This is a genomic window from Aeromonas sp. 604282 (assembly GCF_049170575.1).
Taxonomy (GTDB): Bacteria; Pseudomonadota; Gammaproteobacteria; order Enterobacterales; family Aeromonadaceae; genus Aeromonas; species Aeromonas veronii_A.
On the sequence record NZ_JAAKMV010000013.1, the window covers coordinates 19,593 to 44,749 of the forward strand.

General features: G+C 57.9%; 21 protein-coding genes. 16 read left to right on the forward strand and 5 right to left on the reverse strand.

The annotated features are described in order from the left end of the window. Positions 1 to 44 precede the first annotated feature (44 nt). Genes G5367_RS15140 through fldA form a run of 3 tightly spaced genes read left to right on the forward strand, consistent with a single transcriptional unit; the run spans position 45 to position 1,147 of the window. The gene (locus G5367_RS15140) at positions 45 to 266 is read left to right on the forward strand and encodes a DUF2788 domain-containing protein (RefSeq protein ID WP_005334296.1); all 222 of its coding nucleotides are present in this window, start codon (positions 45 to 47) and stop codon (positions 264 to 266) included. A 20-nt stretch (positions 267 to 286) separates the two neighbouring features. Then, positions 287 to 583: a LexA regulated protein gene (ybfE, locus tag G5367_RS15145; RefSeq protein WP_005334297.1), complete on the forward strand. Its 297-nt coding sequence runs from the start codon at positions 287 to 289 to the stop codon at positions 581 to 583. Between the two features lie 39 nt (positions 584 to 622). Further along, positions 623 to 1,147 (forward strand): flavodoxin FldA, encoded by a 525-nt coding sequence (gene fldA / locus G5367_RS15150; protein WP_005334298.1) that lies wholly within the window; start codon positions 623 to 625, stop codon positions 1,145 to 1,147. A gap of 89 nt (positions 1,148 to 1,236) precedes the next feature. Here the strand turns inward: fldA and G5367_RS15155 are convergent, their stop codons facing one another. After that, complete coding sequence (locus tag G5367_RS15155; RefSeq protein ID WP_005334300.1) at positions 1,237 to 1,710, reverse strand: DUF4442 domain-containing protein; 474 nt, start codon at positions 1,708 to 1,710, stop codon at positions 1,237 to 1,239. 241 nt (positions 1,711 to 1,951) lie between these two features. On the opposite strand from G5367_RS15155, the gene fur reads away from it, so the two are divergent. After that, a complete protein-coding gene (gene fur / locus G5367_RS15160; RefSeq protein ID WP_005334301.1) occupies positions 1,952 to 2,380 on the forward strand; it encodes a ferric iron uptake transcriptional regulator in 429 nt (142 codons plus the stop codon). A gap of 115 nt (positions 2,381 to 2,495) precedes the next feature. Here fur and glnS read toward each other — a convergent pair whose 3' ends face one another. The 3 genes from glnS to nagE form a co-directional block, all read right to left on the reverse strand. Continuing rightward, positions 2,496 to 4,157 (reverse strand): glutamine--tRNA ligase, encoded by a 1,662-nt coding sequence (glnS, locus tag G5367_RS15165; protein ID WP_139494497.1) that lies wholly within the window; start codon positions 4,155 to 4,157, stop codon positions 2,496 to 2,498. Positions 4,158 to 4,512: 355 nt separating this feature from the next. Beyond that, positions 4,513 to 7,176 carry a beta-N-acetylhexosaminidase gene (locus tag G5367_RS15170; protein WP_421244630.1) on the reverse strand — a complete coding sequence of 888 codons (2,664 nt, stop codon included), beginning with the start codon at positions 7,174 to 7,176 and terminating at the stop codon, positions 4,513 to 4,515. A gap of 121 nt (positions 7,177 to 7,297) precedes the next feature. Continuing rightward, positions 7,298 to 8,776, reverse strand: coding sequence for an N-acetylglucosamine-specific PTS transporter subunit IIBC (nagE, locus tag G5367_RS15175; RefSeq protein ID WP_005344423.1), 1,479 nt, complete (start codon positions 8,774 to 8,776; stop codon positions 7,298 to 7,300). 273 nt (positions 8,777 to 9,049) lie between these two features. Between nagE and nagB the strand changes: the two genes are divergently transcribed. From nagB to nagC, 3 genes are read left to right on the forward strand one after another with little or no spacing between them, the layout of a single operon-like run. Next, entirely contained in the window at positions 9,050 to 9,850 is an 801-nt protein-coding gene (gene nagB, locus G5367_RS15180) for a glucosamine-6-phosphate deaminase (protein ID WP_005344421.1), read from the forward strand. A gap of 9 nt (positions 9,851 to 9,859) precedes the next feature. Then, positions 9,860 to 11,005, forward strand: coding sequence for an N-acetylglucosamine-6-phosphate deacetylase (gene nagA, locus G5367_RS15185; protein WP_421244629.1), 1,146 nt, complete (start codon positions 9,860 to 9,862; stop codon positions 11,003 to 11,005). A gap of 4 nt (positions 11,006 to 11,009) precedes the next feature. After that, positions 11,010 to 12,224: a DNA-binding transcriptional regulator NagC gene (gene nagC / locus G5367_RS15190; protein ID WP_041234156.1), complete on the forward strand. Its 1,215-nt coding sequence runs from the start codon at positions 11,010 to 11,012 to the stop codon at positions 12,222 to 12,224. 71 nt (positions 12,225 to 12,295) lie between these two features. Here the strand turns inward: nagC and G5367_RS15195 are convergent, their stop codons facing one another. Continuing rightward, positions 12,296 to 13,912: a phosphoethanolamine transferase gene (locus G5367_RS15195; RefSeq protein WP_421244628.1), complete on the reverse strand. Its 1,617-nt coding sequence runs from the start codon at positions 13,910 to 13,912 to the stop codon at positions 12,296 to 12,298. A gap of 220 nt (positions 13,913 to 14,132) precedes the next feature. Between G5367_RS15195 and G5367_RS15200 the strand changes: the two genes are divergently transcribed. The 9 genes from G5367_RS15200 to G5367_RS15240 all read left to right on the forward strand — a co-directional run bounded on the left by G5367_RS15200 (position 14,133) and on the right by G5367_RS15240 (position 25,077). After that, positions 14,133 to 15,368: an HD-GYP domain-containing protein gene (locus tag G5367_RS15200; RefSeq protein ID WP_247822438.1), complete on the forward strand. Its 1,236-nt coding sequence runs from the start codon at positions 14,133 to 14,135 to the stop codon at positions 15,366 to 15,368. Positions 15,369 to 15,721: 353 nt separating this feature from the next. Then, complete coding sequence (locus tag G5367_RS15205; protein ID WP_421244627.1) at positions 15,722 to 17,392, forward strand: LytS/YhcK type 5TM receptor domain-containing protein; 1,671 nt, start codon at positions 15,722 to 15,724, stop codon at positions 17,390 to 17,392. Continuing rightward, positions 17,389 to 18,093, forward strand: coding sequence for a two-component system response regulator BtsR (gene btsR / locus G5367_RS15210; RefSeq protein ID WP_421244626.1), 705 nt, complete (start codon positions 17,389 to 17,391; stop codon positions 18,091 to 18,093). The genes G5367_RS15205 and btsR overlap by 4 nt, the downstream gene beginning before the upstream one ends. Before the next feature lie 140 nt (positions 18,094 to 18,233). After that, positions 18,234 to 19,655 (forward strand): carbon starvation protein A, encoded by a 1,422-nt coding sequence (locus G5367_RS15215; protein WP_005350521.1) that lies wholly within the window; start codon positions 18,234 to 18,236, stop codon positions 19,653 to 19,655. Between the two features lie 222 nt (positions 19,656 to 19,877). Continuing rightward, positions 19,878 to 20,216, forward strand: a complete 339-nt coding sequence (locus G5367_RS15220; RefSeq protein ID WP_005337862.1) for a DUF3302 domain-containing protein — start codon at positions 19,878 to 19,880, stop codon at positions 20,214 to 20,216. Positions 20,217 to 20,219: 3 nt separating this feature from the next. Then, positions 20,220 to 21,257, forward strand: coding sequence for an HlyD family secretion protein (locus G5367_RS15225; RefSeq protein ID WP_064336863.1), 1,038 nt, complete (start codon positions 20,220 to 20,222; stop codon positions 21,255 to 21,257). A 114-nt stretch (positions 21,258 to 21,371) separates the two neighbouring features. Then, positions 21,372 to 23,132, forward strand: coding sequence for a DEAD/DEAH box helicase (locus G5367_RS15230; protein WP_421244625.1), 1,761 nt, complete (start codon positions 21,372 to 21,374; stop codon positions 23,130 to 23,132). 114 nt (positions 23,133 to 23,246) lie between these two features. Next, positions 23,247 to 24,686 carry a D-alanyl-D-alanine carboxypeptidase/D-alanyl-D-alanine endopeptidase gene (gene dacB / locus G5367_RS15235; protein WP_005350510.1) on the forward strand — a complete coding sequence of 480 codons (1,440 nt, stop codon included), beginning with the start codon at positions 23,247 to 23,249 and terminating at the stop codon, positions 24,684 to 24,686. A 94-nt stretch (positions 24,687 to 24,780) separates the two neighbouring features. Next, positions 24,781 to 25,077, forward strand: coding sequence for a GrxA family glutaredoxin (locus G5367_RS15240; RefSeq protein ID WP_224970215.1), 297 nt, complete (start codon positions 24,781 to 24,783; stop codon positions 25,075 to 25,077). The last annotated feature ends 80 nt before the right edge of the window (positions 25,078 to 25,157 follow it).

The window sequence follows — 25,157 nt, forward strand, 5'->3', positions numbered from 1 at the left end:
CCTTTGTGATATAGTGCGCCCGTCATAAGGAGTGTGCGCAATCCATGCTAAGTGAACATATCGACCTGATCGAAAGTTTGGGCCTCAAGTTATTCTTTGTGGCCATTTTCATATTGATTGGCCTGGCCATTCAGGACGTGCTCAAGCGCGGCAACGTGCCCCGTTTCGGTCGTTTTATCGTCTGGTTGGTACTGTTTCTGGGTTGTGCGGGTTTTGTCGCCAAGGGGCTGATCGAACTGGGCTGGGAAGGCTCAGGACTCGGCTAACTTATTTTCATCTGTGATGTATGGCCAAACAGCAAACTGATCGAACAACACTGGATCTGTTCGCAAATGAGAAGCGCCCCGGCAGGCCAAAGACCAATCCACTCCCCCGCGAGACCCAGCTCAAGATCAACAAGCGTAACCAGCTTAAGCGCGATCGGGAAAATGGGCTGAAGCGGGTAGAGTTAAAGGTGGAGGCCGAGTTGCTGGAGCGCCTGAACCAACTTGCGTTACAACAGAACATCAGCCGAGCCGAGCTGATCCAATCTATCCTGAAACAACAGATTGAGTCCGCCTTTGCGGTGGACATTGCAGTCTGAGCGTTGAGCATTAACACCAAATACGGGTAACTAAACACTATGGCAAGTGTAGGTCTGTTTTTTGGCAGCGATACCGGTAACACCGAAGCTGTCGCCAAGATGATCCAGAAAGAGCTGGGCAAAAACCTGATTGAAGTCCGTGACATCGCCAAGAGCAGCAAGGCCGACATCGAGAGCTTTGATCTGCTGATGTTCGGCATCCCGACTTGGTACTACGGCGAAGCCCAGGCCGACTGGGACGACTTCTTCCCCGATCTGGGCGAAATCGACTTCACCAACAAGCTGGTCGCCATCTTCGGTTGCGGTGATCAGGAAGACTATTCCGAGTACTTCCTCGATGCCATGGGCACCCTGCGCGACATCGTCGAAGCAAAAGGCGCCATCATCATCGGTCACTGGCCGACTGCCGGCTACGAGTTCGAAGCCTCCAAGGCACTGGTTGATGACAAGCACTTTGTCGGTCTGGGTATCGATGAAGATCGCCAGCCGGAGCTGACCGCCGAGCGCGTCAAGGGCTGGTGCAAGCAGCTGCACGAAGAGATGTGCCTGGGCGAGCTGGAGTAATCCGCTTCCCCTCATATCTCTGACAACAAGGGCCCTGACGGGCCCTTGTTGTATCTGCAAGTGGCGATGCCTGCCTTCATTCTCCCCTGTTATTCACCTCTGTGCTCCGGTTTGGCTCGCACATAGAGGGTGCGCTTGACCTGCGCCACCAGCTCGCCGCTCTTGTCCTGTACCGTCACCTCGAATTCGGGGAAGTGTTTGTTGCCACCTTCGGTCGCCGCCACGATTTCGGCCAACTTGCCCTCGGTCAGGTTGAACTCGGCCACCAGCTTGCCCTTGCCCGGCTTGATGTAGTTGATGCTGCCCGCCTTGTCCCAGACGTAGTAGCGATTCTTGAAGTAGCCCATCAGCATCAGTGGATAGATGGGGTCCGTCATGGCAAACATGCTGCCGCCAAACTGGGTGCGGTTGGCGTTCTTGTTCCACCAGCGGGATTTGAGGGTCACCCGGCAGTAGCGAAAGTCATCGCTCAGGGTCTCTATCTTGATACCGGCACCCCAGAAAGGGGGCCAGGCGTTGAGTGCGCGGCGCACCCAGGCCGCATTGTCAAAAAGCCAATCCATGGATCTCATCCGACCAGAATATGAAAGTTACATCTTATCAACATCTGCCATGCCAGCAAGTCGGACGACACGATTGATTATTTCAATCCAACCGGCCCTTTATGGCTAAACCCCTTGAATTGCTGGGTTTATTTTTAGGGAGGCTACGACCTATAATGACAGGCCAAGCGAGTTCAAGGTTGCCATTCCTGCGGCAGTCCATCAGAATAACCCCACCTTCGAGAATGCGAATAAGTAGAATATGGCAGACAACAACCAAGCGTTAAAAAAGGCCGGGCTCAAGATCACCTTGCCCCGGGTCAAAATCCTGGAAATCCTGCAACAGCCGGATTGCCAGCACACCAGCGCCGAAGATCTCTATAAACGACTGATCGACCTGGGTGAAGAGATTGGTCTCGCTACCGTCTATCGCGTTCTCAACCAGTTTGATGATGCCGGTATCGTTACCCGTCACCACTTCGAAGGTGGCAAGTCGGTATTCGAGCTGGCCACTCAGGAGCACCACGACCACCTGGTTTGCCTTGACTGCGGCAAGGTGATCGAGTTCTCCGACGAAGTGATCGAACAGCGTCAGCGCGAGATCGCCAAGAAATTCAATATCCGTCTCACCAACCACAGCCTCTACCTCTACGGTCACTGTGCTACCGGTGAGTGCAAGCACGACGAATAAGTCGCCCGCGACTTGCAGATAACGGACAATAAAAAAGCCAGCATCAGCTGGCTTTTTTATTGTCCGGCGCAGGCCGTGGCATCGCACAGGGCAGGGTCTCCCCTGCCCCATCGGCTTAGCCTTCTACTTTGCCCCAGGAGTCGCGCAGAGCAACGGTGCGGTTGAACACCAGATGCTCCGGGCTGGAGAGCTTGTTGTCGGCACAGAAGTAACCTTCACGCTCGAACTGGTAAGCTTGCTCCGGCTTGGCGTTCTTGAGCGAAGCTTCGACACGGGCACCCTCGATGATCACCAGGGATTCCGGGTTCAGCGCAGCTTCAAAGTCATCCTCGGCGCCCGGGTTCGGCACCTTGAACAGACGATCGTAGAGGCGCACTTCCGCTGGCAGGGAGTGAGTGGCGCTGACCCAGTGGATCACCCCTTTTACCTTGCGGCCATCGGCCGGATCCTTGCCCAGAGTCTCGGGGTCGTAGGAGCAGTAGATGCAGGTGACTTTGCCATCGGCATCTTTCTCGATGCGCTCGGCCTTGATCACATAGGCATTGCGCAGACGCACTTCCTTGCCCAGCACCAGACGCTTGAACTGCTTGTTCGCCTCTTCTTTGAAGTCCGCTTCATCGATGAAGATTTCGCGGGTAAAGTTCAGCTCGCGGGTACCCATCTCGGCATTGCTCGGGTGGGCCGGGGCAGTCAGCACTTCGTCGCCAGCCAGGTTCTCGATGACCACTTTCACCGGATGCAGCACGGCCATGGCGCGCGGTGCATGCTCGTTGAGGTCTTCGCGGATGCAGGCTTCCAGCATGCTCATCTCGACGATATTGTCCTGCTTGGTGACGCCGATGCGCTTGCAGAACTCGCGGATGGAAGCCGGGGTGTAACCACGACGACGCAGACCGGAGACGGTCAGCATGCGCGGGTCATCCCAACCATCAACGTGCTTCTCGGTCACCAGCAGGTTCAGCTTGCGCTTGGACATGACGGTGTATTCGAGGTTCAGACGAGAGAACTCGTACTGACGGGGGTGGCAGTCGATGGTGATGTTGTCCAGCACCCAGTCGTACAGACGACGGTTGTCCTGGAACTCCAGGGTGCAGATGGAGTGGGTGATCCCTTCCAGCGCGTCCGAGATGCAGTGGGTGAAGTCATACATCGGGTAGATGCACCACTTGTCGCCGGTCTGGTGGTGGTGGGCAAACTTGATACGGTAGATAACCGGATCACGCATCACCATGAAGGGGGATGCCATGTCGATCTTGGCGCGCAGGCAGGCGGTACCTTCGGCGAACTCGCCGTTCTTCATCTTGGCAAACAGCGCCAGGTTCTCTTCCACGCTGCGATCGCGGAACGGGCTGTTCTTGCCAGCTTCAGTCAGGGTGCCACGGTACTCGCGCATCTGCTCGGGCGTCAGCTCGTCCACATAGGCCAGACCCTTTTCAATCAGCTCGATGGCGTAGCCGTGCAGCTTGTCGAAATAGTCGGAGGAGTAGCAGATCTCGCCGTTCCACTGGAAGCCGAGCCACTGTACGTCCTGCTTGATGGACTCTACGTACTCGATATCTTCCTTCACCGGGTTGGTGTCATCGAAACGCAGGTTGCACTGGCCCTGATAGTCGCGGGCGATGCCGAAGTTCAGGCAGATGGATTTGGCGTGGCCGATATGGAGATAACCGTTCGGCTCGGGCGGAAAACGGGTATGCACGCTGCTGTGCTTACCGCTGGCCAGATCTTCATCAATGATCTGACGAATAAAGTTAGTTGGGCTGTTCGCCTGACTCATGGCTCACCTCAAAAAAGCGTCACTGGCGGAAGTTGTGCCGGCTGGCACCCTCATCCCCCCGCCGTCAAGCCGGGTATGATCCCTTATTACGGGCGCTGTCTCAACCTGAATTTGGCACTTCCGGGCCATTTCCCGGCCATTGCGCCGCTAAAAACGGCGTGGCTTGGCACATTGCACCCCAAATGCATAAAAAAGCCCCGCACTAGGCGGGGCTGAAAGTGATGAAAAACACAAAACAGACAATTACACACAACAAAGGCTCACACGCACAGTCAACCTTTCCCAAACCCGATGCGCCATCGCACTTGGGAAAGGCGGGTCTTGCGACCCACCTCATGTTAACGGTTGACTACTATCAGTTCAGTTCGGTGACGCGGCTGGTGCGCTTGCCATCGAAGCTGGTGGTACGCAGGTAAACCTTGCCATTCACGCTCGGCTTGGCCGCGGCGTCATAGGCACTCCAGTTGGTACCGTCCAGACTGTACTGGATGGGCAGACCCGGCAGATCCACGTTCGCTTCCAGCACACCGTTCACTACCTTGGCACCCGGTACGGAGAGGCGGTATTCAACACCAGCCTGATCCAGCTTCGGCAGCACGCGCTGACCCAGTACGTTGGCAAACTGGTTCCACTCTTTGTTAAGGGTGGCCTTGTTGACGAACTTGGTCTCGCCGGAGAACTCGCGACCCTTCACATAGTTCAGCTCAAAGCCACCTTTATGCCAGGCACGCTCGGCCACGGAGAAGATACGCGGGTAGACCATGTACTCGTACTGAGCATCAGTACGCACAGTTTCACTCCACTGCTGACCGGAGATCCCCTTGAACTTGACCGGATCCTGGTCACCCTTGGCCACGAAGGCGTTGCCGTCGCGGTCAACCGAAGTCTCGGCGTTCTGCGGCAGGTTTTCCGGGGCGAAGGCGAACACCTTGCGAGTGTCGTTGAAACGGGTAGCCCAGTAGTAGCCACGCTCGGCCGGGTGGACCTCGTTCGGGAAGTCGAAGTAGAGGTAATCCGGGTTGGACAGCACCACTTGGTAACCCTTGTGCGCCCACTTCATCGCTTCGTTGAAGCCACCCCAGTAGAGGGTTTCCCAGAAGTTGACACGGGTGTTGTCGGTGGCGAAGTCCTTGGCACCGCTGGCGTACTTCAGACCATCTTCCCATGCCTGCAGGGTAGAGAAACCGCGGTCTTTGACCATCTGGCCCACTTCTTTGGCGAAGTAAACCGGCAGCTCACCCACTTCCTTGATCTTGCCTTCGTCGATCATCTTCTGGCACATCGGAGACTTGCCAAACGGCTTGTCCTGCTTGCTGGAGTCGACGTTGCCTTTCCAGGCGACCAGCTCTTCTTTCTTGGTGACGGCCGGATCCTGATAGCCACCGCCCTGCATGATGTTCTTCGCCTCATCACCACCGTAGTGCCATGCGGTCAGCGGCTGACCGGCGGCCTGGTGCATCTGGGCAACTTCATCCATTACCTTGGCCACGAAGGTGGCAGCACCCGGCTGGCAAGGGTTGATGAAGGACATCTTGTCGTAGAACTGGACGGAGGTGACGTTGGAGGTGTCAGCCGGATCAGTCAGACGGAACTGGTTGGCTTCCGCTTCTTTGCCTTCCGCCATCAGACGCTTGTAGCGCGCTTCCATGGAGATCACGGCAGCACGGGCGTGGGCCGGCATGTTGATCTCGGGGATCACGGTCACACCGCGGGCCTTGGCATAACGCACCAGATCCACGTAGTCAGACTTGCTGTAGAAACCGGAACCCTGGTTGTCGCTGGTCGGGCCGGAACCCAGTTGCGGCATCAGGCACTTGGTTTCGGACTCGTCGTGGCAACGCTGGCTACCGACCTGGGTCAGCTCCGGCAGACCCGGGATCTCCAGACGCCAGCCTTCATCGTTGGTCAGGCCAAGGTGCAGCACGTTGAGCTTCATGGCAGACATCTGGTCAACCAGCTTCTTCATGGTATCCAGACTGCGGAAGTGGCGGGCCACGTCGGTCTGCATGCCACGGTATTCAAAGCGCGGCGCATCCTCGACGGTCATCTGGCTCACCAGCTTGTCATCAACACCCAGCAGGGAGATCAGGGATTGTGCACCCCAGAATGCCCCGTCGATGTCGCGACCCTGGATTACGGTGCCCTTCTGACCGATGGTCATGTCATAGCCTTCAGCCTGCTTGAGCTTGCTGCCGAGCTTGATGGTCACCGGGTAGCCGGTGTCGGAGAGGGTAACACCCAGCTTGGTCAGTTGAGCCTTCAGGGCCTCGGCGCGATCGCTCGGCAAGTCCAGGGCATTGAGTTTGATGGTAGAGAAGTCAACCTGCGGACCAGCTTTGACGACCTGCTTCATCGGGGTCGGCAGGATCTGGTTGTCAATCTTGCCAGCCGGCAGCAGGGTGCTGGTCTGGTTGGCCGCGAAACGGGTCTCGCTGTTCATCAGGATATTCTTGTCATCCTTGGTACGCTTCCAGCCATCAGCCGGCATCGGCTTCTCGTAGGTGCTGGCGTCGTCGATATTGCTCATACTGGCCAGTACTTTCGGCTCGGCACCTTCGCTGGCGACATACCAGTTCGGCATAATGTCAGATTCGAACAATACCCAGTATTCCACCACCAGCGGCACTTCGACCGTGGCATCCTTGGCAAAGCCCTGGAACTTCTCGGTTGGCGTCAAACGATAGAGGTCGCCGGTCAGGTGAGTGATGGTGAACTGGTCGTTATCCACACGCTGAATACGGCGAATGGAAGATACATAGATGCTCCAGTCTTTGGAGGTGACGTCAGCACCGGTATTGGTCAGGTGCAGCTTGGCCACACCGCAGCTCGCCCACTCGGAACCGAGCGCCTGGCAATCGAGGCCAGCACCGGCACCATCGTTGGTGACCACTTCATACTTGACCACCAGGTTGTTGGCGAGGGAATCGACCACGGCTTGCTTGGCTGCATCGGCCGCCTGGGCCTGGCTGACAAAAACGGTAGACATGGCAATGGCTAACAGAGAATGTTTCAAGTTCATAACTGCTGCTCTCATTTGAAGTAAAGGTTGGATTTTCTTGGCTTTTTTATATGGAGCCCCTAAGCGGGGCTCTCAGTTATGTCAACAATGGACTTAGACTTGAAGTGAGCGAGTCGCTCGATTAACGCAGGGCTTTCATCTCACCGGCGATGATTTCGGCCAATGGGCCCAGAATCACCTGCAGGTTCTGCTCACCGAGTTTGACCACACCGGCCGCACCCAGGGCTTTCAGCTTGCGCTCATCGACGATGCTGCGGTCTTTCAGAGTCAGACGCAGACGGGTGATGCAGGCATCGATGGAGACCAGGTTCTCTTGACCACCCAGCACTTCCAGGTACTGCTTGGCCAGCTCGGTACGGTTGGTAGATTGAGCAGCAGCCGGAGCTGTATCTTCATCTTCCTCACGACCCGGGGTTTTCAGGTTCAGCTTGGCAATCACGGCGCGGAATACCACGTAGTAGAGACCGAAGAAGACCAGACCCTGAGCAATCAGCATGTACCAGTTAGTCGCCAGCGGGTTACGGCTGGAGAGCACCATATCCACCAGACCGGCACTGAAACCGAAACCGGCCATCCAGTGCATGGAGGCAGCGATGAACACGGAGATACCGGTCAGCACTGCGTGGATGACATACAGAACCGGCGCCACGAACATGAAGGAGAACTCGAGCGGCTCGGTCACCCCGGTGAAGAAGGAGGCGAAGGCAGCTGCGATCATGATGGAGGCAACTTTCTCTTTGTTCTCTTTCTTGGCGGAGTGGTAGATGGCCAGCGCAGCACCCGGCAGACCGAACATCATGATGGGGAAGAAGCCAGCCTGGTACATACCGACCACGCCTTTCACCTGATCCAGGCTCTTGCCAGCGGCCAGAGCGGCATCAATGGTAGCCTGACCACCCAGGAAGTTCGGGATGTCGTTGATACCGGCCACGTTGAACCAGAACACGGAGTTCAGGGCGTGGTGCAGACCGATCGGGATCAGCAGACGGTTGAAGAAGGCGTAGATACCGGCACCGGTAGAGCCCAGGCTGACGATGGATTCACCGAAACCAACCAGACCACCGTAGATTGCCGGCCACACGGCCATCAGGATGAAAGATACGATGATCATCACCACGGAGGTCACAATCGGTACCAGACGACGACCGGAGAAGAAGGAGAGCGCCTTGTGCAGCTCGACGCTACTGAAGCGGTTGTACAGTTCAGCGGCGATGACACCACACAGGATACCCACGAACTGGTTGTTGATCTTGCCGAATGCGGCAGGAACCTGTTCCAGCGGGATGCTCTTGATCTGGGCCACGGCACCCGGGCTCAGCAGAGTGGTCACGACCAGGAAGCCAACCAGACCTGCCAGGGCAGCAGAACCGTCTTTATCCTTGGACATACCGTAGGCGACACCGACTGCGAACAGTACGGACATGTTGTCGATAATGGCGGCACCCGCCTTGATCAGGAAGGCAGCCAGCGCACTGTCACCACCCCAACCATTCGGGTCAATCCAGTAGCCAACCCCCATCAGGATCGCTGCGGCAGGCAATACCGCTACCGGCACCATCAAGGCACGGCCGATCTTTTGCAAATAACCGAGAATGTTCACGGTTCCTCTCCTTAGTTAATGTTTTTCTAGAAATTAAGTGCTTATCACGTTTGACGCATAAGCCATCAAGGCTTGATTGGCAGTCTAGGACTTTTATTTCGCTGCGCAAATTAATAAACCGATAATCGTGATCTTTATCACCCAAACAAGATAAAGGTGGTTGATAGATGTGGCTTAGTCCGCAATCTTTATTTACGCTATAAAACAACTAGAATCCGTATTAGCCCATTGCCACCAGCAAACCGGTCGCAACCCGAAACAGAGGTATCCATCATGCGCCTGATCCCGTTGAAATCTGCCAGCCAAGTAGGCCTCTGGTCTGCCCGTTACATCGTTGACCGTATCAATGCGTTCAAACCGACTGCAGATCGTCCCTTCGTGCTGGGCCTGCCCACCGGCGGCACGCCGCTCAATACCTACAAGCGCCTGATCGAGTTGCACAAAGCCGGTGAAGTGAGCTTCCAGAACGTGGTCACCTTCAACATGGACGAGTACGTCGGCCTGCCGGAAGATCACCCGGAGAGCTACCACAGCTTCATGCACAACAACTTCTTCAGTCACATCGACATTCGTCCCGAAAACATCAACATCCTCAACGGCAATGCCGAGGATCTGGTGGCCGAGTGCAAGCGCTACGAAGACAAGATCAAGTCCTACGGCAAGATCCACCTGTTCATGGGTGGCGTGGGTAACGATGGTCACATCGCGTTCAACGAGCCGGCCTCTTCCCTCTCTTCCCGCACCCGGGTCAAGACCCTGACCGAAGATACCCGCATCGCCAACTCCCGCTTCTTCGGTGGCGACATGGAGCAGGTACCCAAGCTGGCGCTGACCGTGGGTGTCGGCACCCTGATGGATGCGGAAGAGATCATGATCCTGGTGACCGGCCACGGCAAGGCACTGGCCCTGCAGGCCGCCGTGGAAGGCAGCGTCAACCACATGTGGACCATCTCCACCCTGCAACTGCATCCGAAGGGAATGATGGTGTGCGACGAGCCCTCCACCATGGAGCTCAAGGTCAAGACCGTTCGCTACTTCCAGCAGCTGGAAGCCGCCAACATCGGCCGTCTGTAAGGAGTTGCCATGTACGCATTGACCAACTGCACCCTCTACACCGGCAGCTGCGTGCTGACCGGCTACGGGGTGCTTGTCGAAGGCGACAAGATTGTCGCCATCTCTCACCTGGCCGAGCTGCCTGCAGGCATCGAGCTGATTGACCTCAAGGGCGCCAACCTAACCGCCGGTTTCATCGATGTGCAGCTCAACGGCTGTGGCGGGGTGATGTTCAACACCGAGATCACGGCCGAAACTCTGGCGACCATGCAGGCGGCTAACCTCAAGTCCGGTACCACCAGCTTCCTGCCGACCCTGATCACCAGCCCGGATGCGGACATGAAGCAGGCAGTTGCGGTCACCCGCGACTACATGACGGCACACCCCAACGAGGTGCTGGGCGTTCATCTGGAAGGGCCTTACACCAACCTCAAGCGCAAGGGGATCCACCCTGCCGCGCAAATTCGCCAGCCAGCGGATGAGATGATCGACTTCTTCTGCGCCAACGCGGATGCCATCACCAAAATCACCCTGGCTCCGGAGCGCAACGAGCCGGCCCATATCCGCCGTCTGGTGGAAGCGGGCATTCTGGTCTCGGCCGGTCACACTGCCGCCAGTTACGATCAGGCCATGGCCGGGTTTGATAACGGTATTCGCTTTGCGACCCACCTCTACAACGCCATGACCCCGACCCTCAACGGTCGCGAGCCGGGTGTTGTGGGCGCCATCTATGATCGCAAAGATGTCTACGCGGGCATCATCGTCGATGGGCACCATGTGCACTGGGCCAACGTGCGTCTGGCTCACAAGGCGCTGGGGGAGCGACTGGTGCTGGTCACCGATGCCACCGCGGCAGCCGGTGCACCGGAAGGCTTTGAGAAATTTGATTTTTGTGGCACCACCGTCTTTTTACGCGATGGTCAGTGTGTCGACGAGAATGGTACACTCGGCGGTTCCTCCCTCACCATGATTGAAGGGGTGGAAAATCTGGTCAAGCAGGTCGGATTACCGCTCGATGAAGCACTGAGAATGGCCAGCCTCTACCCCGCTCGCGCCATTGGATGGGACTCACGTCTCGGTAGTATCCAGGTCGGTAAAGTAGCCAACCTCACTGTCTTCGATCAGGACTTCACGGTCCGTGGGACCGTGGTTAACGGACACTACACACAACAGTGACATCATGACTGGCGGACAAATAGCAAACGTAGATCTTATCAAGCAGGTCAACAGTGCAGCCGTATATCGGCTCATCGACCTGCAAGGCCCCATCTCCCGGGTCAAGATTGCCGAGTTGAGTCAGCTGGCCCCGGCCAGCGTGACCAAGATAACCCGGCAACTGATCGAGCATGGCCTGATCAAGGAGACCTCGCCACAAGCCTCAACCGGCGGACGGCGAGCCATCTCCCTGACCACCATCAAACATCGCTTTCAGTTTGTCTCTGCCAAGCTGGGCCGCGGCTACCTGCAACTGAGTCTCTATGACCTCGATGGCAAGGAGCTCGACCAGCACGTCATTCAGGTGACCGAGATCGACCAGCAACCAGTGGTCGACATGCTGCTGCGGGAGATTGGCGCCTTCATCGATGCCAATAGCGAACGCAGCCGCAACCTCATCAGCATCGCGCTGACCATGCCGGGTCTGGTCAACCCGGAATCCGGTATGGTCATCTACACCCCCAAGTACCAGATCCGCAATCTGGGGCTGGCCAAGCTGCTTGAGAACCACTTCAATCTCCCCTGCTACGTGGGTAACGACACCCGTTCCCTCGCACTGGCCGAACACTTCTTTGGTGAGTCCCGCGACTGCATGGACTCCATTCTGGTGAGCGTTCACCAGGGGACGGGATCGGGGATCATCACCAAGGGGCAGGTGTTCCTCGGCCAGAACCGCAACGTCGGCGAGATCGGCCATATCCAGGTCGAGCCCCTCGGCAAGCGCTGTCACTGCGGCAACTTCGGCTGCCTCGAGACCATCGCCTCCAACGAGGCCATTGTCGACAAGGTGAAGGAGCTTATCAGCCGTGGCCACCAGAGCGCGCTGCAAGAGAAGCACATCACCATTCAGGAGGTGTGCAAAGCGGCACTGGCTGGCGATGAACTGGCCCGCAGCGTCATCGAGAACGTGGGTGAGCATCTGGGACGAGCGGTGGCGATTACGGTCAACCTGTTCAACCCGCAGAAGGTGCTGATCGCCGGCGAAATCACCGCCGCCGAAGAGATCCTCTTCCCGGCCATTCGCCGCTGTGTCGAGCATCAATCCCTGCCGAGCTTCCACCGTGGCCTGCCCATCGTGAAAGCCCGCTTCCAGAACCAGCCGACCTATGGCGGCTTTGCGCTGGTCAAGCGGGCCCTGCTGGAGGGAGATCTGCTGCAGATCATCATGGAGCAGAAGTAAGGCTCTGATCTTGCGAGATAACAAAACGGCAGCCAGTGGCTGCCGTTTTCTATTGTGTGCTTGCTGGCGGTTTAGCCCGCCCGACATGGCTTGAACAGATCCAGCTTGTTGTCGTAAACACGGGTCTGCACATCCATGATCCCCAGCATGGAGTGAAAGAGATTGTCATGGGAGAAGCGCTGGCTGCTCGCCTCAGCCGCCAGGCAACCCATATCCAGCTGGCGATCGGCCTGTAACTGGGGCGAGAACCAGGTCAGCAGCGGCACCCGGGTCTGATCATCCGGCGCAAACTTGTAGGGCGTGCCATGCAGATAGAGCCCCATAGCCCCGAGGGATTCGCCATGATCTGAGAGATAGACCAGTCCCACATTGTACTGGCTCTCCAGCGACTTGAGCTTGTCTATCAGCAGTCCCACCACCTTGTCGGTGTAGCGGATGGTGTTGTCATAGGTGTTGACCAGCTCTTCGTTACTGCAGTTTTCGATGTCGCTACGCGGACAGTCCGGCATAAAGACGCGCTCGCTGGCAGGGTAACGACGGAAATAGGTCGGGCCATGGCTGCCCATCAGGTGAAAGGCCACCAGCTTGTTGCCCTTCATACCGGCAATCTGCTGATCCAGCCCCTCCAGCAGTACCTCGTCATAGCAGGATTCCCCCTGGCAAAGCGCCGGGTAGGATTTGGGGAGGATCTCGATGGTCGGCACATTACGGCACACTCCTTTGCAACCTCCATCGTTCTCTTTCCACAATACCGAGACTCCTGCATGTTGCAGCACATCGAGCAGGCCATCACGGGAGTTGGCAAGCTGTTCATCGTAACCACGCCGCGTGAGGTTGGAGAACATGCAAGGTACCGAGACCGCGGTCGCCGTGCCACAGGAACGCACATCCTTAAAAGACACCACCCCCTGCTCTTTGGCCGTGAAGCTGTTGGTCGCCTTGCCATACCCGTTAAGGGAGTAGTTCTGGCTGCGCGCCGTCTCCCCGACCACCAGGAACATCAGGGTCGGCTTGCTTCCCCGTGCTACCACCCTGGCATCGGTCCCCAGGTGCTGGTAGGGGATCGGCGTGGCAAACAGCACATCCCGTCCATATTTGTAGAGGCCGTGCACATAGTTGGCGGGCACAATCTCTTTGGCCAGCGACTTGTTGTTGCGCCCGACCGAGGCGTAATCCTGATAGTAAAGTGCCGCGACGCCCCCGATAAACAGCAGAGAGATAGCTAGTGCACCAGCCCGCAACGCCACCCCCTGATACCAGCGGGCCGGATAGCGGATCCGCAGTGACCAGAGCACCAGAACAGGCAGCAGCCCGGTCAGCAGAAACCAGAGCGCAACCGAGCCATTCAAATAGGCACCCGCCTCACCACTGTTAGTCTCTACTATGTTTTGCATCATACCGGCGTCAAAGATGACGCCATATTTGAGCATGGCGTAACTGACGATGGAGCCGCTCAGGATCAATACGGTAAAAAAGGGTTTGAGCACAAACCGGAACGTGAAGGGAATAAACACGGCATTGAGTGCCGCAATCAGCACCAGCGGGATTGAGATGGCGAATCCGGCTTTGACGTGACTCAGCTCACTGAGCACCGAATAGAAGTGCAAAAGGATAGGCCAGTTAAGAACCAGCGCGAAAAAGAGCACAAGCAGCAGATTGGTCTGCAGCACACCGAGCGTTACACGCATACATCACTCCTAAATACCGGCCTGCAGAGCCGGTCAAGCAAACGAAAACAACGGAGCCAGCGTAGGAAGTAAAACTTAAGAGCGAATTAAGAGAGTTCTGATGCTCGTGCGCTTTATCACAGCGCGGATGGTTCCCGGTCTCCTTCATGGATTTTTAGTTGTCTATCCATCGGATTTTGCTAGCTTGTTGAGTAGGCATTCCAGAAATGCAGGTTAACCGATGGCACTGATCCAAGCCTCAATCGAACAGTTGCGGGTAGGCCACTATATCCATCTCCCCACCGGATGGACTAATCACCCGTTCATGTTCAATGCCTTCAAAATCAAAGATCAGCAGCAGCTGGACATCATCCGCCACCTAGATCTGAACCTGATGATGGTGGATCCGGACAAGAGCGATCTGCCTATCGAGCCGCTACTGCGTGGCGATATTCCTGATGCCGGACCCGATCTCGATGAGCTGGAATCCCTGATTGATGCAGGTCCACCCCCTTTTGACGAAAAAGCCTTTCGTCGCTCCATGCGCGCCGCCGACAAAGCCTTTGGCCAGTCCATGAGTGAGCTGCGCGATGCACTCGGGGCGCTCAACCTCAAACCGGACGAGGGGTTAGCCAACACCGCCCAGATCGTCCGCAACGCCGCCTTCACCCTCAGTCAGCACGAAGGCCCGCTCGGTCTCCACCTTATTCGTAGCCCCCACACCGATGTTCTGCTACAGCACAGCCTCAACGTAGCTTTCATTGCCATGCTGATGGCGCGCGAACTGGGGATGAACCCCATCGAATTGGAGGAGACCGGACTTGCAGGACTTATCCACGACATCGGAGAGCTGAAAATTCCGAGCCAGATCACCCAAAAGCGCGGGGAACTCAACAAGGCCGAGCAGAACTTTCTCAAGATGCATCCCCAGTACGGGCTGGAAATGCTGACCCAGCTCAACGCCTTTGAACCGAAAATCCGTCAGGTCGCCCATCTGCACCACGAGCGACTCGATGGCAGCGGTTATCCACTCGGGATCAAGGGCGGGGAGATCCCGCCATTAGCCCGGCTGATCGGACTGGTCGACTTCTACGATGAGCTGCTTCATCCGCGCAACAGCGGCACGCCGGCGGCGCCGAGTCAGGCCATCAGCCAGCTCTACAAGTTATCCCAGAAGAAGTTCGACCAGAATCTGGTCAAGTTACTGGTGAAGGTGCTGGGAGTATACCCGCCTGGCTCCTTGGTGAAACTCTCAGACGAGAGTATTGCGCTGGTGCTCTCTACCGAACCCACCATGCCCCTCAAGCCGAAGATCCTGCCCTATATCAAGGCCCAGCGGCCGGAAGCCGTCGCCATGATCGATCTGCGGGAAGATGAACGCACCATCACTGCTTTTATCAAACAGGAAGAGCTGGATGAGGGACAACGGCAGTTCTTTAACCTGACCCGCCGCTTCTGCTACTACTTTGCATTCTGAGTTATCCCCAGAAGCTGGGGATAACTCATTGGACAAACCGGAATAATTGCTCAAACCCCCATCAGAAGGTTGCCAACTGACCATGTATAAAAAACGCCCAGCCAAGGGGCCGGGCGGAGCATGCCACCTCCGTGTGGCGTATCCAGCGGATACATTCATGCTCCATCCATCAATATCAACCCGCTGCCGCTTACACAAATATCAATTTAACATGCTGATTTAATATGGTTTTATCTACTTTCTCTGGCAAACTGGCGGCCCGTTGCGCCCAGTTGGGCCAACAGAACAAGATCCTGATCACACTTATTCACGGGCTGAACATTTTTTCAGCTGGCTTATGAGGAGCGTTTTTTATGCAGTTGGTCCTCTCCTTGCTGCAACAGATGAGCGTCAGCCTGGTGATCGCCTATCTCTTCTCGAAAAGCCCGCTGCTGCGCCCGCTTGCCAACTATTCCGTGAGACTACCTCACAAGATACTGATATACATCATCTTTTCCAGCTTTTGCATCCTCGGTACCTATGTGGGCCTCGATATCGACGATGCCATCGCCAACACCCGGGCGGTCGGCGCCGTCTTGGGGGGATTATTGGGGGGGCCGCTGGTGGGCTTTCTGGTGGGGCTGACCGGCGGCCTGCACCGCTATACGCTGGGAGGATTTACCGATCTCGCCTGCGCCATCTCCACCACCTGCGAGGGGTTGCTCGGGGGCATAGTGCACTGGCGACTGATGCGCTCGGGACGAACGGATACCCTGTTTGAACCACGCATCGCCTTCTTTACCACTCTCTATGCCGAGATCATGCAGATGGTGATCATTCTGCTGGTGGCGACCCCGTTCGACAAATCCCTGCTGCTGGTGCGCACCATCGCCACCCCGATGATTCTGGCCAACTCCTGCGGCGCGGCGCTCTTTATCAGCATGATCCGCGACCAGCAGCGGATGTATGAGAAGTTCTCCCGGGTCTTCTCCGCCAAGGCGCTCAATATCGCCAACCGCACAGTGGGGATCATGAGTCAGGGCTTTACCCCGGAGGCGAGCAACAAGATTGCCCGCATCATTCAGGAGGAGACCGGCGTTGGGGCGGTCGCTATCACGGACACCGAGCAGATCCTCGCCTTTATCGGCACCGGCGAAGATCATCATCTGCCGGGCACTCCTATCGCATCAGCCATCACCATGCAGGCCATCGCCCAAAACAAGGTGCTGTTTGCCGATGGCAACAGCCAACCCTATCGCTGCAGCCTCTCCCCCGCATGCCAGCTGGGTTCGGTGCTGGTGATCCCGCTGCAGGGGGACAAAGGAGTGATCGGCACCATCAAGCTCTACGAACCGAAGAAGCGGCTGTTTCTCAAGATCAACCACACCCTGGGGGAAGGGATTGCCAACCTGCTGTCACAGCAGTTGCTGGCCGGTCGGCTGGAGCAGCATCAGCGGCTGCTGGTGCAGTCCGAGTTGAAACTTATCCAGGCCCAGATCAACCCCCACTTTCTGTTCAACACCCTCAACACCATCAGTGCCATCACCCGGCGCGATCCGGACAAGGCGCGAGACCTTCTGCTGCACCTGTCGCTGTTCTTTCGCAAGAACCTCAAGCGCCAAAGCGGCCTTGCGACCCTGCAGGAAGAACAGGAGCACTGCCAATCCTATCTGGAGATCGAGCTTGCCCGCTTTGGCGATCGGCTGACTGTGATAAACGAGATCCCGCCCCATCTGGCCACACTGCGACTGCCCAGCTTCACCCTGCAACCGTTGATCGAGAATGCCATCAAGCACGGCATCTCGACCCTGCTGGAGCAAGGGCGCATTCGCCTCTGGACTGATGAGCATCCCACCAGCGTCACCATCCATGTGGAAGATGATGCAGGCACCTGGCAAGCGCACCCCGCTGGCGACGGCCTGGGCATGACCATTGTCGATCGGCGACTGAAAAGCGCCTTTGGCGAGCGCTATGGCGTGACTATTGCCTGCGAGCCTGAGCAGTGGACCCGGGTCTCGTTCACCATCCCCAAGGAGCAACCATGATCCGCACCCTGATTGTCGATGACGAACACTACGCCCGCGAAGAGCTGAGGCAACAGCTGGCCTGCGATCCTGCCATCGAGATCGTGGGGGAAGCGGCCAACGCCATCGAGGCGCTGCCGCTTATTCAGCGCCTCAAGCCTGATGTGGTGTTCCTCGATATTCAGATGCCCAAGCTGAGCGGCATGGAGCTGGTCGCCATGGTCGACCCCCTGCCCCGGATCGTCTTTGTCACCGCCTTTGACGAATATGCCATTCAGGCTTTTGAAGAGAACGCCTTCGACTACCTGCTCAAGCCGGTGGAGCCAGCCCGGCTCGCCAAGACCCTCGCTCGCCTCAAGCAGGATATCTCCCCGCAGCCCATCGAGCGGCTGGCCCCGACTATCGAACATATTCCGGGCTATCTGCACAATCGGGTCAGGCTGCTGCCCATCGCGCAAGTGGAGTATGCCTTCTCCGATCTGGGCGGGGTCCATGTGGCCTGTCAGGGCGAGCTGTTCCACACCCAGCTCACCCTCAAATCGCTGGAAGAAAAGAGCCCGCTGCTGCGCTGCCACCGCCAGTATCTGGTCTCCCCCAACGCCATCTTCGAGATCCGGCTGCTTGATAACCAGCTGGCAGAGATTGTCACCCCGAGCGGCGCCCGGGTGCCGGTCAGTCGTCGCTATCTCAAGGAGCTCAAAGATCAGCTGGGGCTGGACTGAGCCGCGGAGTGTGCGCCTGATCACAGCCGCCGACCGCTCGGCGCGCCAAAGCGCCGCTCGGGGAGTTTCACCTGCCAGACAGGCGTAACCGTTTTAGACTCGCTCTGCACACTAAAAAATAACAATGCAGGAGCGTAGCAATGATCTGGTTCTTCCTCTGTGTCGGCTTACTTGTGGCCGGCTACTTCATATACGGCAAATTCATCGAACGGATATTCAGCCCGAAACCCGAGCTGAAAACCCCCGCCATCACCATGGCTGACGGGGTGGACTATGTCCCGATGTCGGACAAGAAAGTCTATCTGGTTCAACTGCTCAACATCGCAGGTGTCGGCCCCATCTTCGGCCCCATCCTGGGTGCCCTCTACGGCCCGGTCGCCATGCTCTGGATCGTCTTTGGCTGCATCTTCGCCGGTGCGGTACATGACTACTTCTCCGGCATGCTGTCGGTACGCGCCAAGGGTGCCTCGGTGCCAACCGTGGTCGGTGAGCATCTGGGCACCGCCGCCAAGCACTTCATGAACCTGTTTGCCGTGGTGCTGCTGATGCTGGTGGGCGTGGTATTCGTGCTGAGCCCGGCAGGGCTGCTCGCCAACCTCACCTCCACCGATCTGGTCTACTGGATCGTGGCAATCTTTGCCTACTACATCCTCGCGACCATAGTCCCCATCGACAAGATCATCGGCCGCTTCTACCCCATCTTCGGCGCCCTGCTGGTCTTCATGTCGGTCGGCCTCATCGTTGGCCTGATCGCCTCCGGCAAAGGCTTCTACAACACCGGGATGGACTTCTCCAACCTGCACCCGACCGAACTGCCACTGTGGCCGCTGCTCTTCATCACCATCGCCTGTGGCGCGGTATCCGGCTTCCACGCCACCCAGTCACCGCTGATGGCGCGCTGCATGCAGAACGAAAAATCCGGCCGCTTCATTTTCTACGGTGCAATGATCGGTGAAGGGATCATCGCCCTTATCTGGTGCACCCTGGGTCTCTCCTTCTACGACAGCACCGAAGCGCTCAACGCTACCATGGCCAACGGCGGTCCGGCAGCCGTGGTGCACGAAGTCTCCACCAGCCTGCTCGGCACCGTGGGCGGCATTCTGGCCATCCTCGGCGTGGTGATCCTGCCCATCACCTCTGGTGACACCGCGTTTCGCAGTGCTCGCCTGATCGTGGCGGACTTCCTGAAGATGACCCAGAAACCGCTGGCCAAGCGTCTGCTGATCGCCATCCCCATGTTTATCCTTGGCTTCATCATCTCCAAGGCTGAGTTCGGGGTGATCTGGCGCTACTTCGGCTGGGCCAACCAGACCACCGCCGTCATCATGTTGTGGGCTGCGGCTGCCTACCTCATCAAAGAGGGCAAGCTGCACTGGATCTGCACCATTCCCGCCATGTTCATGACTGCTGTCGTGATCACCTATCTGGCCAACGCCCCCATCGGGTTCGGGCTGGAGATGGGGACCTCCACCATCATCGGCCTGACTGCAACGGCGGCCATTACCGTGGCCTTCCTGATGAAGTTCCGCCAGCCCTTAGTCAGCAGTACCAGCGAAGGGTAAAAACAGCAAAAAATGCAGCGAAAGCAGCACAAAAAGGCGCCTGATGGCGCCTTTTTTAATGACAAAAAGACTAATAAGACAACTATTGGACGGCTTCAGCTTCAATACAGCGAATAGCTTTAAGATTCCGGGCGAACTGACGATAAATGTGTGATTCTTAATTGCTTTAGTGCTTGTTGGAACCAATGATTAAGCTGTGCGTCATGCCAGTGGAGGTTATAAATGGCCCTTGATTATTTTGCACTTGGTCTGCTCGTCTTTGTCGGGCTGGTCATTTTTTATGGCGTCATCGTTATCCACGATATTCCTTACGAGATTGCCAAACATCGGAATCACCCTCATCAGGATGCCATTCACGTGGCAGGTTGGGTCAGCCTGTTTACCCTGCATGTGCTGTGGCCCTTCCTCTGGATCTGGGCAACCATCTATCGCCCCGATCGCGGCTGGGGCTTTAGCCAGCGGCTGCAAAAAGATGAAGAGGAGCTGGCGGCCCTCAAGCAGGAGTTGGCGGACCTGAAGAGCCGTATCAACACTATCGAACAGAGCGAGCAACAGGGATAAACCATGGACCTGCTACTGATCCTGACCTACACGGCGCTGTGTGTCGCCATATTCAAAATCTTCCGCATCCCGCTCAACAAGTGGACCGTCCCCACCGCAGCACTGGGTGGCGTGTTGCTCATCGGCACCCTGATCATGCTGATGAACTACAACCACCCCTACTCAGAGATGGCGCGCAACTACTACGTCTCCACCCCCATAGTGCCGCTGGTCAAGGGCCGAGTGGTCGAGGTGCCGGTACAAGCCAACCAGCCGGTGAAAAAAGGCGACGTGCTGTTTCGCCTTGATGATGAGCCGTTCCGTCTGAAAGTGGATAGCCTCACCGCACGGGTCGAATCCAACCGCGAGCACCTCAAGTCCATCGAGGCAAGACTGCGCTCAGCCAGACTGGATCGAGATCGTGCCAGCGACCTGATGCGCCGTGGCGTGGGCAAGCAGCGTGACCTCGACGTCACCCAGGCCAACGTGGACGACATCGTGGCCCAGATTGACCAGCAGAAAGCCACCCTGAACGATCTGCAGGCCCAGCTGATGGAAGCCAAGTACCAGCAGTCCCAAACCGTGGTCTATGCCCCGAGTGATGGCCATGTGGTGCAGCTGGCCCTTCGCCCCGGCATGATCGCCACCCCCTTCATGTATCGTCCGGTGATGACCTTCATCCACAAGGATGACACCGCCTACGTCGGCTGGTTCTGGCAGAACAGCATGCAGCGACTGGCGGTGGGTGATGAGGCCGAAGTGGTGATCGATGGCGTACCCGGCAAAATCTTCAAAGGCAAGGTGACCGCCGTGGTTCCGGCCATTGCCGCCGGTAACGTGCAGGCCAACGCCGGTCTGCTGGATCAAACCACGGCGGTGCGCCCGGGTCGTCTGCCGGTGGTTATCTCCATCACCGACCCCGAGTGGGCCAAGTATCAGGTAATAGCAGGCTCCAGCGGGCAGGCTGCCATCTATACCCACTACTTCCACCATGTATCTGTGATGCGCAAAGTACTGCTGCGCATGGCAAGCTGGATGAACTACATCTTCCCGTTCCATTGATCAGCACCCAAGCACCCTGCGGGTCGGCATCATGCCGGCCCGCTGTTTTTGTGGCGGCAAGCACCCTATAATGGCGCTACCCTGCGCCGTACCATGCCAAAACGCCACGCCCTCATGTTTGTTCTCAGACCCTATCAGACCGACGCCGTCAACGCCGTGATCAGCCACTTTCGCAAACACCCGGATCCCGCCGTGGTGGTACTGCCCACCGGGGCCGGCAAGAGTCTGGTGATCGCCGAGCTGGCCCGCAAGGCGCGTGGTCGGGTGCTGGTGCTGGCCCACGTCAAGGAGCTGGTGGAGCAGAACCATGCCAAGTACGAGGCGTGGGGGCTCAAGGCCGATATCTTCGCTGCCGGTCTGGATCGCAAGGAGGCGAGCGCCCAGGTGGTGTTCGGCTCGGTGCAGTCGGTTGCCCGCAATCTGGATGCCTTTGACGGAGCGTTTTCGCTGCTGATCATCGATGAGTGCCATCGGGTCTCGCTCGATGATGACAGCCAGTACCATCAGGTGATCGACCACCTCAAGGCCGCCAATCCGGCCCTCAAGATCCTCGGTCTCACCGCCACTCCCTATCGGCTCGGGCTGGGCTGGATCTACCGGCGCCACTATCACGGCATGGTCAAGAGCCACGGCGAGCGGCTGTTTGGCGACTGCGTGTTCGAGCTGCCCTTGCGTTTTATGGTCAAAAACGGCTACCTGACCCCACCGCGCATGGTGGATGCTCCCATAGTCCACTACGACTTCAGCAAGCTGGTGGCGCGGGAGAACGGCCTCTTCAGCGAGGCAGATCTCAACGGCGAGCTCAAGCGGCAGGAGCGGGTCACCCCCCATATCCTAAGTCAGGTGCTGGAGTATGCCGCCGACCGGCAGGGGGTGATGATCTTCGCCGCCACCGTCGAACACGCCCGTGAAATTCACGGCCTGCTTGGCGCCCGAGGCCAGCAGGCAGCCCTTATCACCGGCGAAACGCCGGGGCCGGAGCGCGATGCCCTCATCAACGCCTTCAAGGCGCGCGAGCTCAAGTTTCTGGTCAACGTGGCGGTGCTCACCACCGGCTTCGACGCCCCCCATGTCGATCTTATCGTGATGCTCAGACCTACCGAGTCGGTCTCCCTCTATCAGCAGATCGTCGGGCGGGGCCTGCGCCTCTCGCCGGGCAAGACCGATTGTCTGGTGCTCGACTATGCGGGCAACAATTTCAACCTGTTCGCCCCCGAGGTGGGGGAGCCCCGCCCCCACGCCGGTACCGAGCCGGTACAGGTGCCCTGCCCCGCCTGCGGTTTTGCCAACACCTTCTGGGGCAAGACCGACGAGGATGGCAAGGTGATCGAGCACTACGGCCGCCGCTGTCAGGGGCTGTTTGAAGATGAAGAGGGCAACCGCGAAGAGTGCGACTACCGCTTTCGCGCCAAGATCTGCCCCGGCTGTGGCGCGGAGAACGACATCGCCGCCCGCCGCTGCCAGAGCTGCGATCAGCTGCTGGTGGACCCTGACGACAAGCTCAAAGAGGCGCTCAATCTCAAGGATTGCATGGTGATCCGCTGTGCGGGGCTAACCCTCACCGCAGGGCGCGGCAAACAGGGGGAGCGGCTGGAGGTGACCTACCACGATGAGGATGGTCTCACCCTCAGTGAATACTTCGGATTTCACTCCCCGGGCGCACGGCGCTTGTTTCAACAGCACTTTGTGCGTCATCATTGGCCCGCCCCGGGGCTGGAGCCCGAATTTGCCACCCTGGCGAGCGTGCTGGCCGCGCAAAGCCAGTTCCGTCATCCGGATTTTGTCATCGCCCGCAAATCGGGTCGCTTCTGGCAGATAAAAGAGAAAATTTTTGATTATGAGGGTCGCTATCGTACCGCCAACTCGATGGCATGATGGCGACCGGCATACATGGCATGAATTGCGTTACCCCCCGTCGATCCCGCATCGACGGGTTGAATTGTCAGGGTCGGCACCACTGCCGTGCCCTTCGTCACGTTAGAGGATGTTATGCAGCGGCTGTTGATTGGTTTTTGTGCTCTCTTTTCTTCTCTGGCGGCTCATGCCGCCCCGCTGACGCCCCCTCAGGGTGGCCAGTACGCCATCATGGTGCAGGGCAATAACGGCGTCGAGTTTGCCCGCCACGCCGATCAGATGATCGCCCCCGCCTCCACCATGAAGGTGCTCACCGCGCTGGCGGCCCGCCTCGAGCTGGGTGCCGACTTCCGCTTCGCCACCGACATTCAGGCCCAGCCGGGCGCCAAACAGGGTGACACCATCAACGGCGATATCTGGATCAACTTCGTCGGCGACCCCACCCTCTCCCGCATGGATCTGCTGGCCCTGTTCAAACAGCTCGGCGTCACCAGCATCAAGGGCAATGTCTACGTCAACACCGGCGCCTACAACGGCTACGAGCGCGGCAACGGCTGGTCGTGGGGGGATCAGACCCTCTGCTTCGCAGCGCCCGTCTCCTCGGTCATCATCGACAAGAACTGCGCCTACGGCACCATCACTGCCACCCAGATTGGCAAACCGGCGGTCGGCAACGTGGCCACCGGCGTCCCCATCGGCATCGGTGCCGACAACGTGGAGGTGATGAGCTATGGCGACATGGCGCGCCAGTTCTGCGCACTGGAAGTGGACATGGCCAAGGGCAACTTCTACGAGCTCAAGGGCTGCATCACCCCGAACAAGGAGCCGCAGGGGCTGCGTTTCGCCATTCACGACGTGGAAGCCTGGGGCTGGGACAACATCCGCTGGGCGATGAACCGTGCCGGTATCAAGCATGATGGCCTGCTGCGGGTCACCCACAAGGCCCCTGAAGGGGCTGAGACCCTCGGCACCCACTACTCGGTCTCCCTGCCAGTGATGCTCGCCAAGATGCTGAAGAAATCGGACAACCTCTATGCCGATACCTTCCTCAAAACCGTGGGCCGTCACTACTACAACAAGCCGGGCAGCTATCGCAGCGGCACCATGGCGGTGCGCGCCATCCTGACCAAGAACGGCATCGATCTGGGCAATGCCACCCTGGCCGATGGCTCCGGTCTCTCCGCTCACAATCTCATCAGCGCCCGTCAGATGATGTCGGTGCTGAACTTCATCCAGAAAAATGATGCCGAGCTTGGCCTGATCAAGCTGCTGCCAAGCTCTCAGGTGGATGGCACCCTGGCGTGGCGCCGCAGCGTCACCGCCCCCATGATGAAGAACAAGGTCCACGCCAAGACGGGAACCATCACCGGCACCTCCAATCTGGTGGGTTTTATCGACACGGCAGGTGGCCAGCGCAAGGCGTTCGTGATGTTCCAGCGCGGCCTGTCCCAAGATCCGGCCACCCATGAGCGCTACCGTGCCAGCAAGGCGCCGTGGCCCTGGACTGTATTCGAGAAGGGGGTGCTGGAGAGCATCTATCAGCAGCAGCCGATCCAGATCGCCGATGAGAGCTGAGCCAATAGGCCCACTCGAATCACGGTATCGATAATTTCGGCTTCAAGTCGCCACGAGGCAGGGCTATGCTGTTGCCTGCCTCATATCAACGGCCATACAAAAACGGCTTAAAAAACGGAGAGAAAATATGTTTGCAGTGATTTTTGGTCGCCCGGGTTGCCCCTACTGTGTCCGTGCCGTACAGATCGCCGAGCAGCTGACCGAACAGCGCGATGACTTCAAATTCCGCTACGTGGATATCCATGCCGAAGGCATCACCAAAGAAGATCTGGCCAAGAGCGCCGGCAAGCCGGTCAATACCGTGCCGCAGATCTTCCTGGATGAGCAGCACATCGGTGGCTGCACCGATTTCGAAGCCTACGCCAAAGCGAATCTGGGTCTCTACCAGTAATGCCAGCGGGTCATCCCGAGCGGGTTGACCGCCAGTGCGTATAAAAAATCCGGCGCTATCAGGCGCCGGATTTTTTTATG